Raw genomic sequence first — 12,798 nt, forward strand, 5'->3', positions numbered from 1 at the left:
GAAACGAGCATGTACAAAAGATGGCTGAATGTGATCGTAGTGGATGATGAACTGCCGCTCCGTCAAGAGCTGAGGTCGTTTCCATGGGGAGACTGGGGGGCGGTGCTTGCCGGAGAGGCCGAAAACGGACTGGAGGCGCTCAGGCTTTGCCGGGATTGCCAGCCTGATGTCATCGTGACGGATATTACGATGCCGCTTATGAACGGAATTGAGCTTACCGCGCATCTCAAGCGTGAATTTCCCGCTGCGCAGGTAATTCTGCTGACATGTCACAGCGATTTCGAGTATGCTCGCGAGGCGCTGAGGCTGGGAGCCCTGGAGTATCTGGTCAAGGTTACCCTGGATGAAAGCGAGCTGGAGAGGGCGATCAACCGGGCGCGTGAGGCGATCGAGCGTGAATGGGCTCACCGCAGGACGGCGCTGGAGCAGCGCAGGCGCGAGCAATCCAAGCTTATTGGCCGTCTGCTCAAGGACCGATCCCGCGAAGACGAGGCGATGGCCTCCGAGCTGATCGGCAGCGGCCTAATCTCGAAGCTGCCGGCGAGGCTGGCCATGATTAAGGTGCAAAGCGGCGAAGAGGATCGCGTATTTGTCGAGCAGGAGATTCAGTCGGCCCTGGAGGCGATGGAGCTTTCGGCGAGCCCCGGTTTCTCCTGGCTTCCGGTGAGCAGCATGGAGTATGCTCTGTTTTTTCAAGAAGACGAACCGCAAGCCAGTCAGCTCCGGATCAGGCTGGAGGCTGTCGTGCGCGGCTTGAACCAAGCGCTCGACGTTAATTTGCCTTTTCTCCCGAATAAGGCGGTTATTTATGGCGTGATCAGCGAGTCGCTGACGAACGTCAAGGAGTACCGGCAAGCCTTCGCTTTAAGCAAGCTTTGGCAGGAGGCCAAGTTTTACGAGCCTGAAGCTGCACAATCGATATTTATCGGCAGGCCGGTACCTCTAAGCGCTATGGATAAGGCTTCGTCTGCTCAGCTGCTCGGCCCTTTGCAGCGCTACTCGGCAGCGGAAAGCGACGATTTGATTGTCTATTTGCAAACCGAATTTGTCCGGAATTGCCTCAAGCTGCGCTATTCGCCCGATGACCTGAAGGAAGGCGTTAGCGATTTCCTCGAGGCATGGGACTCCGGCGGAGCATCCGATCCCGAGCTGTCGGATATCCGGCATGCGGCGACATTGAGTCATTTGGTGGAAGCCATGGTTCGTTGTATGGAACGGAAGAACAGCCAACGCAGCAGGCTTCGCCTGGAGATTCAAGAGGCGAAGCAGTATATCGAGCAGCATCTCCATGAACCGGTTACGCTGCAGTTGCTGGCCGACAAGGTTGCTTTAAGTCCCCATTACCTCAGTCGGCTGTTCCGCGAGGAGATCGGCGAATCCGTCCACGAATATATAACTAGACTCCGCATGGAGCTGGCTATCCGGTTGCTTCAGCAAACCAATCTGAAGGTCTATGAGGTGGCGGAGCGCGCAGGTATACCGAGCTACCGCTATTTCTCCACGATGTTCCGCAGCTGGACCGGTGTATCCCCGACGGAGTATAAGAAACAACAGGGCGGTCAAGCCCGGGACGAAGGAGGAGAGGGCAGATGAGCGGCTGGCTCAAGAGGTACCACCGTGTGGGGATCGCGACGAAGCAATTCGTGTTTCTGTTCTTCGTCACCTTCATTATGTTTATTGCCCTTGCGTTGAACAATCTGCGCGATGCCGAAGCGCTGTTCCGCGATCAGGTCGTTCGCGATGCGCAGCAGCTAATCGGGAGGACCAACCAGTATATCGACTCCTATCTCGACAATGTGCAAAATATGCTGCTTCTGCTCTCTACCCGGGACGACTTGTTTCTTGAAGGGCAGGAGGAGGAGGCGCTGAAGACGTTAAAAACCTATGCCAGCTACAACAGCTCCGTGGCGCGGACGTTGTATCTGATCAGCGAAGACGGACGGGTGTTCTCGAACAACCAGGTCACCTATGAAATCATAGGCAATCCGCATCTGAAATCCTTGTATCGGCTGGCGCTGTCCAACTACGGAGCCATGAATGTCAGCGAGCCTTATAGCTCGCCGCTATCCGGGACAACGATCGCCTACGTGCTCCCGGTTACCGATAAGGACAAATCCCATACCAAGGGGGTCGCCATAGTCGAAATCGATCTTGAACGGCTGACCGGCCTCGTAGCTCCTCTGCTGGTGAACGACAACCAGACCTTTACGATCATTTCCAGAAAAAATAATGTGATTACGTATACCGATCCGAAGGACAAGCTGCTGCCTTACGTCCCCGGAACATTCCTGCCGCAGCTGAAGCCGGAATTTTTGGAAAGTCTCGCCGAGCTTCCGATCGGGGTAAGGACGATGCAGGGCAACGACAATTCGCTGGTCGTGATCAAATCGACGAGCAACCGGCTCGGCTGGTCGCTTATTTGCTTTATAAAGGAGGACTTTTTTTATCAAAATGTGCTGAAGCTGTATCAAAATTACCGGGATGCCGGTATGATCTGGCTGGTCGTGCTTTTTATCAGTACATGGATCATGACTCGCCACTTCACCAAGCCTGTCCGAGGGCTGGCGGCCAAGATGGACCGGGTCCGCGATCTGGGCGTGCTTTCGCATATTTCGATCGACCGTTCCGACGAGATCGGCCGGCTGGCCCGCAGCTATAACGCGATGATGGAGCGCATCCACACGCTGCTCAATGAAACGAAGGAGATGGAGGCGAAGAAGAAGCAATTCGAGCTGAACATGCTTCAGAGCCAAATCGCCCCCCACTTCCTTTACAATACCCTCGCCTGCATCAGCAGCCTCGCCCGTCAAGGAAGAGTAGACGATGTACGGGAAACGATAAAGTCGCTGGTAGCGCTGCTCTCCTTCAGCTTTAACAAATCGTCCGAGTACGTCACGCTGGCGGAAGAGCTGGAAGGACTGCAAAGATATGTGCAAATCCAGCGGGTGCGCTACGGGGATGTCTTCAAGCTTACGATCGATGTGGATCAAGCCGCTCTTCAAGGCAAGCTGCTGAAGCTTACGCTTCAGCCCGTCGTGGAAAACGCGATCTTCCATGGCCTTGTACCGAAAAAAATAAAAGGGCATATCCATGTCCGGGGACGCTTGGCGCAAGGCATGCTGAGGCTGTCGATCTGCGACGACGGGCTTGGGATGAGTCCGGATATGGTGCAGAGCTTGCTGATAAAGCCCAAGGATGTGCCGTCCAAATACTCCTTTACCGGCATGGGTATGATCAATGTGCATGAACGAATCCGCCTCCATTACGGACGTCCGTATGGACTCAAGGTTCGATCGCTTCTAGGGAAGGGTACGCTCGTCCGCCTTCTGATGCCCTTTGAGCGGTGGGGAGAAGAGCCTGCCGCGCAGGAAAAACCGTAACTCGAACAGTTTTGTCGGTTTCATGTATATTCATCGAAAGCATCGGATTGCTATACTGGGGACCAGGAAATGAAAGCGCAATCAAAAAGGGGTGAGAGCATGAAGCAAGCATCGGCTGCGGCCATCGCTGCCAGGCAGTCCGACCGCAAGGCCAAGAAACAGCTGCTGGGACTGACGGTATGGCAGTACAAGGCATTTTACCTCATGCTGCTGCCGGGTGTGCTGTATTACATCATTTTCAAGTATGTTCCCATGTATGGCGTCGTGATCGCCTTCAAGGATTTCAACATGCTCGAAGGGGTGATGGGAAGCGGATGGTCCGATCCCTGGTACCGGCACTTTGAAACGTTCTACCGCTCGCCTTACTTCAGTCAGCTCTTGACGAACACGCTGCTGATCAGCATCTATAAGCTGGTGTTCGGTACGATCCCGCCGATCGTGATGGCGCTGCTGCTGAACGAATGCCGGGTTCGCTGGTTCAAGTCGCTTGTGCAAACCTTGACGTATATGCCGCATTTTTTGTCCTGGGTCATCATCTACGGCATTATGCTCGCCTTGTTCGGGCAAAGCTCGGGCTTGTTCAACCGCTGGATCGTGGAGGGGGGCGGCAGCTCCATCCCGTTTCTGACGTCGACCGAGTATTTCCGCAGTCTGCTGGTTGGATCGGCGATCTGGCAAAACCTGGGCTGGGGTGCGATCATCTACCTGGCTGCCATCGCAGGCATTGATCCGACGCTTTACGAAGCTGCCCGTGTGGATGGAGCCAGCCGGATCCGCATGATCTGGCATATTACGCTGCCGGGCATCCGCACGGTCATCGTGCTTCTGTTCATTCTAAATCTCGGACATATTATGGACGCAGGCTTCGATCAGATTTACATCCTGTACAACATTCAGGTGTATCCCGTAGCTGATATTTTGGATACCTGGGTATTCCGGACAGGGCTGCAGCAGCTGAATTTCAGCCTGGCCTCGGCAGTCGGACTGTTCAAGTCGGCTATCGGACTGGTTCTGGTCGTTCTGTCGAACCAGCTGGCCAAGAAGTGGGGGGAGAACATATGGTAAAAGGCTACGAGGACCGCTTTGTCAACGCCGTGGTCATCTGCATTTTGGCGCTGGCCGCCGTGTCCGCCATCTTTCCGCTCCTGTACGTCGTCTCGGTATCGATCACTCCGTTCGCCGAGGTGTTGAAAAACGGCGGGTTCATCCTGCTCCCTAAGAAAATTACGTTTGACGCTTACATCAAGCTGCTGACCGAGTCCAATATTCCGCGTGCTTTCCTGGTGACGATCTTCATCACGGTCGTCGGCACTGCCGCCAATCTGCTCCTTACGACGCTTATGGCATACCCGTTGAGCCGGAAGAAATTACCCGGCCGAAGCCTGTTCCTGATGATGGTCGTCTTCACGATGCTGTTCAGCGGAGGATTGATCCCGACCTATCTCGTGGTCAAGGCGGTAGGGCTGCTTGACTCGGTCTGGGCCATGATCGTGCCGAACATCATCTGGAGCTTCAATATTTTGATCATGAAAAGCTTCTTCGAAAGCTTGCCCGAGGAGCTGTTCGAGTCGGCCCGGATGGACGGAGCGGGGGAATTCCGCATCCTGTGGCAGATCGTAGTACCGCTTTCCGTACCTTCGATGCTGACGGTTGGACTTTTCTACATGGTCGGGCATTGGAATGAATTTTTCCAGGCGATCATGTATGTCACGGACCGCACGCTATTCCCTCTGCAGGTTGTGGTCCGAGAAATACTGATGCTGACCCAGCAACCGCTGGAATCGGTCGATAACATGACGCCTACCGAAACGATGCAGATGGCGTCGGTCATATTGGCCAGCTTGCCTATCATTATGGTGTACCCGTTTCTCCAGAAGCACTTTACAAAGGGGATGCTGCTGGGCTCCATCAAAGGTTGAACGATCTGCGATTGGACAAAAGCTGATGACCTAATAATGAAGAAAGAAGGGGTTTCGATGAACATGAACCGTAAAGCAAGCTTCTCTCTCGCCCTGACCACGGTACTGCTGGGCGGCACGATACTGGCCGGCTGCAGCACACAGCAGCCGGAAGCGACGGCCGGCCAACCCGCTGGAGAGGCCGTGGGGCAGGAGGCTCCGAAGTCTTCGGCGAAGCCGGTGAAGCTGGACATTATTTCGACCGGAAACGGACTGCCTGCACCCGATCAGGATCAGATCAAGCAGGAGCTGGACAAAGCGCTGGGCATCGAGTCGAATCTGACCGTGTATGCTTCCGGCGACGATTATAAAAACCAGCTGAACGTACGGATGGCCTCCGGTAACTTCCCGGACTTGTTCGCTTTGGACCGCGCCCAGCTGAAGCAGTACGCGGAGCAGGGGCTGCTGCTCGATCTATCCGCCTATAAAGACAAGCTAAGGCCCACACTGGACTTCATCGGGGAAGATAGTATAAAAAAAGGCAGCCTGAACAATAAATTTTATGCGATAGCCAAGGCGCCAAATATTCCATACAATACCTTCTGGATACGCAAGGATTGGCTGGATAAAGTAGGACTGCAGCCCCCGAAAACAATCGAAGAGCTGCTTGAAGCGGCCAAAGCGTTTACGGAGAAAGATCCGGATGGCAACGGGAAGAAGGATACGTTTGGCATAACCGGCGGCAAGCTGGCTGCTTTCTCGCCGATCTTTGGCGCCTTCGGTGTAGGGGGGCCGGGCAACTTTTACGAGAAGGACGGCAAGGTCGTCAACTCTTTCTACGACCCTGCCTTCAAGGACGCGCTCGCCTTTATCAAACAAGTTGTCGATTCCGGAGCCGTCGACCCCGAGCTGCTTTCGATCAACAGTACGCCGCAGTATCAGCAGAAGGGGATTAAAGGTCAGGCGGGCATTATGTGGATCGACTGGCCGAACGTAACCAAGGACGAGTTTGTCGCTCAGATCAAAGCTGTAAACGCCGATGCCGAATGGATCCAGCTTCCCGCATTGAAAGGTCCGGGCGGTCAGTTCGAAGGGGCATACGATATCGGAGCGGCGTCGGGCATGTATGCCATCCCCAAAGGCCTGGAGAAAAATCCCGAGAAGCTCACTAAAGTCATCGAGCTGTTGAACTATGTTTCGACGAAGGACACAGGCTCCGCGCTTGTCCAATTCGGCATCAAGGGCAAGCATTACAACGAAGAGAACGGCAAGATCGTGCCCACCGAGCTGATGGCCAAGGAGATGAACTATTCCTGGCTGTACCAGTTCACGGGGCGGCCCGAGATGGAATACTTGTTCGTGAAATTTGCCCAGCAGGCTCCCTACATCGAGTTCGCCAACAATCAGCCTCGTATTAAGACACTTAACGGATTCGTCGATAATCCGACCGGCTACAACAGCGCGGACGCCACGCGCTTCATCGACGAAGAACTGGCGAAGTTCGTCTATGGCAAGCGACCGCTTAGCGAGTACGATGCCTTTATCAAGACGCTGGAAACGTCCATGAATTACAAGGTTTATCTGGATGAGGGCATGAAGCAGCTGGCCGAGCTCGGATTCGGCAAGAAGTAGGGGGATACGTACTGGCGCTTTATCAGAGGATGGAAAGGGAGGAAAAACATGAAGTTATCGGACACAGGGACAATAAGCGAGGCGGCGAAGGAACAGATCGGGAAGTGGATGGAGCAATTCCACGAACAAGGCTACTTGATCTTGCCTGGGGTATTGCCGCAGGAGAAGGTGGACCGCCTCAACATGGCGATAGACGAATTGCTCGAGGCCGAGCCGGATAGCCTGGCTCACAATATATATAACTCCGTCGAACGGCATCCCGAGATTGCTTCGCTGATCGATGATCCGACGATCTTGCCGCTGATTGTCAATTTGCTGGGCTATAATATTCAGCTGCATATCTCGCATCTGACTATCCGCAAGCCCAATCCGGACAATGTCAAGACGGAGACCAACAGCTTCATTAACTGGCATCAGGACGGGCCTCATCCTCAGTTTCCAAGCATACACGGCTTGACTTCGACTTATTATATCAAGGCCTGCTATATTCTGAGCGATATGTCGGAGCCGAACAGAGGGAATACCAAAGTCATTCCGGGCAGTCATAACCGGGCGTTCGTGCCGGAGCATACGAATGTAGACGGTCAGCTGGGCGATGAGATTCAAGTTTGCGGCAAGCCGGGGGATGTCTTCGTATTTGCCCAGAACCTGTGGCACTCCGGTGCACCTAACCACTCTGATTTCACACGGCGTCAGTTGTTCTTCGGCTACAGTCCTATCTGGATGCGCCCGATCGATTATCATGCCGCTTCGGAGCGCCTGCTGGAGGGCGCATCTCCGATACGCAGGCAGCTGCTGGGCGTTATCGACGATAATCCCTTCCATTATTATGTCCCGAAGGAGTCTATGACGCCGCTGAAGACGCTTCATTTCGGCAGCGATACACACAGCGTATATCCTTAGTCCGCTTAAAATAAACAAGGAAATGACGTCAAGGCTCTCCGTCGGAACACCGGCTGGGAGCCTTCAAATTTTTATGCTAGTCCGTTCAATCTGTGATTCTAATACATCATATAGAGCAAGTTTATAGTTTATTTTGTCCAAATTAAAATATAGTTCCCTTATACTCTTCTCAATTTCTTTTTTATGATGAAGCATCATCCTTTTTCGTTCCGAAATCGTCGAGTCCCCTTCTTTATACAAGTATACATACTTCTGAATTTGGGCAATCGGCATTCCTGTTGCCCGAAGTGCAGTAACAAAGTGTATCCAGCTTAAATCTTCTTCGTCATATAACCGCTTCCCACTTTCATTTCTCTTCACATGTGGAAGCAGCCCCTCCTTTTCGTAATATCGAAGTGTGGGAGCCGCTATTCCTGTCAATTCAGTTACTTCTTTTATTGTCAACATAAATAAACCTTCATCTCCTTGTGTTAAAGTACACTTTAAATAATTCCTTAACTTTTCTAATTAAATTAGCCGTATTTTTGCTGTGGATAATGGTATAAATATGATTAAAACAAAGAATTCCTCTGTTCAAGTATACACTTATTATTTCAGAAAAAAAGCCTTGACTTCAAGTAAACTTTATCTCTTATGATAACAGTGTAATTAATAATCATTTTTGAAAGGATGAAGTTACAATGACAACTATCTCAATCGTTACTGGCGGCAGCCGCGGACTTGGTCGCAATACTGCCATTAGTATTGCGCGTCATGGCGGTGATGTCATCCTGACCTATCGCAGCCAAGCAGAAGAAGCAAAGTCTGTTGTTACTGAAATCGAAGCTTTGGGGCGAAAAGCAGTCGCTCTACAACTCGATGTTGGAAACATCGCCAGCTTTGCGGCCTTTGCCAATACAGTCCGTTCGACCTTGCATTCTACTTGGAATAGCGCCACTTTCCATCATCTGGTGAACAATGCCGGCCACGGAGAAATGATAGATTTCGCCGAAACAACAGAAGCTCAGTTCGACGGCTTGTTCAATGTGCACGTCAAGGGCGTGTTTTTCTTGACTCAGACCCTTCTGCCGCTTCTTGCAGATGGTGGCCGTATTGTGAATTTCTCATCAGGTCTCACTCGTGTATCTTATCCCGGATTCTCCGCCTACTCTGCGGCGAAGGGAGCGGTCGAGATTCTAACCATCTATATGGCCAAAGAACTCGGTCATCGCGGTATCACCGCTAATACCATTGCACCAGGTGCAATCGAAACCGATTTTCTAGGCGGTGCTGTACGTGACACGCCTGCTTACAACGACGCATTTGCCGCGATGGTTGCCCTTGGTCGTGTCGGCGTACCCGACGACATTGGTCCCGCAGTCGCCAGCTTACTCGGTTCCGACAATCGCTGGGTTAATGCGCAGAGAATCGAGGTCTCGGGTGGTCAGAACATCTGATCGCTAGTAAGGGCCGCAAAACACCTTCCTTCTAGTTGTCAGAGGCCGCTGCGTGGAGATGCGGCGGCCTCCTAATATGTCTAAGGAAAGGAAATACAATGCCATTGATTATTGTTCACGCACCTGAAGCTGCGTTCGATTTGAAGGCGCGGCGATCAATTGTCGGAGAACTTACAGATTTTGCGCTTGAATGCGAAACCTTGCCAAAGTCACCCTTCGTCAAAAGTACGGTTTGGACCTATTTTAAACTTTACGATCAGGATACCGTCTTTATGGGAGAAGAAGAAGCGACAACGAATGTTGTCAGCGTGCAGATCTTCGTCATTGAGGGCGGTTTAGACAGCGACGTCAAAATGAGGCTGGTCGAAGGAGCTACCACCATTTTCGGACGGCAGCTCGGCACTTCTGATCCCATCCCCGTCTATATCATCATTCACGAAGTCCCCGAAGAAAATTGGGGGATCTTTGGCCGGAAAGCGGATTTAGCAGCTTTCCGAACATCACCAATTGACGCGGCTGCTCTGTAATTATTTGAGCAGCAATAACAACTTTCCAAATCAATCTTTTCGGTTTCAATTGACGCTTACGTATCAACGGGGGCATGGCGAGTTATAGGATTGAAGAAGTACACGCCCAATCCCAAGTAAACAAGTAAGAATAGTTTACAAAATCCATGGAACTGAGTACAATAAAATGAAGCAAAGGAGACACCTCTATGCGCTGATATCTATCAATCGAAAAGGTGATGAATATGGGCGAACACAACCGAAGAATGATATTGAACTTGGTTCTGCAAAACGGAGGGTCTCATCGGGGGGCTTGGCGCCACTCAAGTGCAAGGCTGGATGAAATCCATGATATTAAATACATTCACCGATTGGCGCAAAAAGCGGAGGCGGCTCGGATCGATTCGCTGTTCATCGCGGACGGGCTGTCCATCGAAGCAAAGGCCGTTCAGCATGGTCCTATCTTTGGCTTCGAGCCGCTGACCTTGTTATCTTCCATAGCAACAGTGACCGAACGAATCGGCCTGATCGCGACGGTATCCACCACCTTCAATGAACCGTATAATGTAGCCAGACAGTTTGCCTCTCTGGATCATATTAGCGGCGGGAGAGCCGGATGGAATATTGTAACGACAGGGGTGGAGCGGACGGCCTTCAACTTTGGTCTGGAACAGCTACCTCCGCATAAGGAACGTTATGAACGGGCCAGGGAATTCACAGAGGTTGTCCAGAAATTATGGGATAGCTGGGAAGAGGACGCGCTGGTGCAGGATAAAGAAGCAGGCATCTATGCGGATGCGGGGAAGGTTCATGACATTCATCATAAAGGCGCGTATTATTCCGTACGCGGGGCGCTTAACATTATGCGTCCGCCGCAAGGCAGGCCTCTGCTTGTGCAGGCAGGAGCGTCCGACGAAGGAAAAGCGCTGGCAGCCCGGTTTGCCGAGGTTATTTTCACCGTCCAGCCTACGCTTGAGGATGCCCAGCAGTTCTACCGCGACATCAAGTCAAGAACGGCTGCAGAGGGAAGGTCTCCCGAGAGCCTTCATATTCTGCCGGGCCTTCTCGTCATTGTCGGGGCCACCGAGGAGGAGGCGCTTGAGAAGGCCGGCGAGCTGCGCAGGCTGGGTCCGATAGAGCGTTCGGTGATGTCGTTGTCCAACCTGCTAGGTATCGACTTTTCCGTCTATGGGTTGGATGACCCGTTTCCCAAGCTGCCGGAGCCGGAGCACGTCAATGCCTACCAGTCCTTTCATAAGATGGTCAAAAAAATCGTCGATCATAAAACGCTGACGATCCGCGAATTTCTTGACAAATACTGGGTGGGAAGCGGTCAGCTGAGGGTTGCCGGAACGCCGCAGCAGATCGCGGATGTGATGGAGGAATGGTTTCTGAACGGCGCAGCGGACGGCTTCAATGTGATGCCGCAGCTGGCGTCAGGCGGAGCTGAGGCTTTCCTGACTGGCGTCGTCCCGGAGCTGCAGCGAAGAGGCTTGTTTCCGACCTCGTATGCCGGTACGACGCTGCGGGAAAATCTGGGTCTCAAGCCTCATGCAAGAGCGCAATGAAGGAGGAAAAGCTATGGTAACCGATGCTACAGCTTACGAATTCGAATATCCACAAGGACATCTGCTAGCGGATATAGACTGGTTAGACGAAAACCGGGCTGCGCCGGGGGTCGTTCTGTTGGACGCGAGGGCCAAGGGGTACGAGGAAGGACATATTCCCGGCGCTGTTCAATTTGATGTCAAAGTGTTGAAGGATGCCTACGGGCATACGTTTGCCTCGGAGGACGCGATCAGGCAAGCGCTGGAGCAAAGCGGGGTGGACATAGGCAGTACAATCGTCGTCTATGACGACGGCCAAGGGGTGTTGGCGACTCGCCTGTTCTACGTGCTGGAGTATGTGGGCTTCCGCGATCGCGTGAAGCTGCTGAACGGCGGGTATACCGCTTGGACGGCAGCAGGAAAGCATGTCTCCACCGAAGCGCCGGACGTCCGGCCGGGCACCCTTGCCGTCAGCCCTGACGCCCGGTTGGTCGCTACCCGGGAGAGTCTCCAGGTCGGGGTTCCGAACAGCCTGCTGCTGGACGCCCGTTCGGCCGGGGAATACACCGGCCAGGATGCGCGGGACAATCGCAAAGCTGGCCACATCCCGGGAGCGGTTCATAAGGAATGGAAGGAATCGCTGGGTCCGGCCGATCCGCAGGGCGTCGTAAGGTTCAAGGCATACGCGGAACTGAAGCGCGAGCTCGAAGAGCTGGGAGCGGATCCCCAGCTTACCGTCATCCCTTATTGTCAGTCCAATCAACGTGGCGCCCACGCCTACTTCGTCCTGAGACTGATGGGCTATCCCGATGTGCGTCCGTATGAAGGCTCCTGGGATGAGTGGGGAAATTCGGAAGGGACTACCGTTTCGACCGGCGAAGCCTGATGATGATTACCGCGGAGACCGCGATTAGCGCTGCCGCAGCTGCCAGGATGGCTGCTATGGATGCCGCGCCGCCGCCTACAGCCGCCTGGTTCGGAGTTGGCGGATAGCCGTCTCCCAGAATAGCGACCTCCTCGCTTGCTGATGCAAGCGGTTTGGTCAAGTCGCATATATTCGTCTCCAGCTGACCCTCTTGTAGATAGGCGGAGACGATATACGACTTGCCCTCCTCAAAATTTTCATACCCGCAGCTCGCCGAGCTTCTCGCCGTGTAGACCTCCACCGTTTTTCCCAGCTCTCCCTTCCAAACGGTAGACACCTCAAAGGTTACTTTCACCTTGTCTGCCGACGACATGCTGATTTTCCACGCAGGCTGCTTGACCTGACTCACAAGTCCTGCGAACATGGCGGATTTTCGCGTCAGTTCATCCTCTACCTGCTTCTGGGCGGATCCCGGCGCAGCGCAAGAACAGGCATGAGCCGCCGACGGCACCATGCCCAGCCATCCGGTCATCAAGACCGCAAGGCACAGAACGAAAATGGACATGCTTCTCTTCATAGTCATTCCCCCTTTTCCTAACAAACGGTGCTGCACGGTCTATTGTTGCAAGCC

12 protein-coding genes are annotated in these 12,798 nt (G+C 53.2%); 10 read left to right on the top strand and 2 right to left on the bottom strand.

The window, feature by feature from the left end:
* Positions 1-9 precede the first annotated feature (9 nt).
* From GSF01_RS13510 to GSF01_RS13535, 6 genes are all read left to right on the top strand, one after another.
* Positions 10-1,593, top strand: a complete 1,584-nt coding sequence (locus GSF01_RS13510) for a helix-turn-helix domain-containing protein (protein ID WP_159884823.1) — start codon at positions 10-12, stop codon at positions 1,591-1,593.
* Positions 1,590-3,380, top strand: a complete 1,791-nt coding sequence (locus tag GSF01_RS13515) for a cache domain-containing sensor histidine kinase (protein ID WP_159884825.1) — start codon at positions 1,590-1,592, stop codon at positions 3,378-3,380. Before GSF01_RS13510 ends, GSF01_RS13515 begins: the two co-directional genes overlap by 4 nt.
* Before the next feature lie 99 nt (positions 3,381-3,479).
* Entirely contained in the window at positions 3,480-4,445 is a 966-nt protein-coding gene (locus tag GSF01_RS13520) for an ABC transporter permease (RefSeq protein ID WP_159884827.1), read from the top strand.
* Complete coding sequence (locus tag GSF01_RS13525; protein WP_159884829.1) at positions 4,439-5,299, top strand: carbohydrate ABC transporter permease; 861 nt, start codon at positions 4,439-4,441, stop codon at positions 5,297-5,299. The genes GSF01_RS13520 and GSF01_RS13525 overlap by 7 nt, the downstream gene beginning before the upstream one ends.
* A 63-nt stretch (positions 5,300-5,362) precedes the next feature.
* A complete protein-coding gene (locus tag GSF01_RS13530; RefSeq protein ID WP_407945765.1) occupies positions 5,363-6,910 on the top strand; it encodes an extracellular solute-binding protein in 1,548 nt (515 codons plus the stop codon).
* A 108-nt stretch (positions 6,911-7,018) separates the two neighbouring features.
* A complete protein-coding gene (locus tag GSF01_RS13535) occupies positions 7,019-7,813 on the top strand; it encodes a phytanoyl-CoA dioxygenase family protein (RefSeq protein ID WP_159884990.1) in 795 nt (264 codons plus the stop codon).
* A gap of 63 nt (positions 7,814-7,876) precedes the next feature.
* On the opposite strand, the gene GSF01_RS13540 is transcribed toward GSF01_RS13535, so the two are convergent.
* On the bottom strand, positions 7,877-8,260 hold the full coding sequence (locus GSF01_RS13540; RefSeq protein ID WP_159884833.1) for a MerR family transcriptional regulator: 384 nt from the start codon (positions 8,258-8,260) through the stop codon (positions 7,877-7,879).
* Between the two features lie 233 nt (positions 8,261-8,493).
* Between GSF01_RS13540 and GSF01_RS13545 the strand changes: the two genes are divergently transcribed.
* The 4 genes from GSF01_RS13545 (at position 8,494) to GSF01_RS13560 (ending at position 12,188) form a co-directional block, all read left to right on the top strand.
* Positions 8,494-9,249, top strand: coding sequence for an SDR family NAD(P)-dependent oxidoreductase (locus GSF01_RS13545; RefSeq protein WP_159884835.1), 756 nt, complete (start codon positions 8,494-8,496; stop codon positions 9,247-9,249).
* Positions 9,250-9,347: 98 nt separating this feature from the next.
* Positions 9,348-9,776 carry a tautomerase family protein gene (locus GSF01_RS13550; protein ID WP_235941462.1) on the top strand — a complete coding sequence of 143 codons (429 nt, stop codon included), beginning with the start codon at positions 9,348-9,350 and terminating at the stop codon, positions 9,774-9,776.
* Between the two features lie 224 nt (positions 9,777-10,000).
* On the top strand, positions 10,001-11,323 hold the full coding sequence (locus tag GSF01_RS13555) for an LLM class flavin-dependent oxidoreductase (RefSeq protein WP_159884837.1): 1,323 nt from the start codon (positions 10,001-10,003) through the stop codon (positions 11,321-11,323).
* A gap of 13 nt (positions 11,324-11,336) precedes the next feature.
* On the top strand, positions 11,337-12,188 hold the full coding sequence (locus tag GSF01_RS13560) for a sulfurtransferase (protein WP_235941463.1): 852 nt from the start codon (positions 11,337-11,339) through the stop codon (positions 12,186-12,188).
* Here the strand turns inward: GSF01_RS13560 and GSF01_RS13565 are convergent.
* Positions 12,163-12,744: a hypothetical protein gene (locus GSF01_RS13565; protein ID WP_159884841.1), complete on the bottom strand. Its 582-nt coding sequence runs from the start codon at positions 12,742-12,744 to the stop codon at positions 12,163-12,165. The two genes, GSF01_RS13560 and GSF01_RS13565, sit on opposite strands and share 26 nt — an antisense overlap.
* Between the last annotated feature and the right edge of the window lie 54 nt (positions 12,745-12,798).

Origin of the sequence: Paenibacillus puerhi, from assembly GCF_009846885.1 — a bacterium.
Taxonomy (GTDB): Bacteria; Bacillota; Bacilli; order Paenibacillales; family NBRC-103111; genus Paenibacillus_G; species Paenibacillus_G puerhi.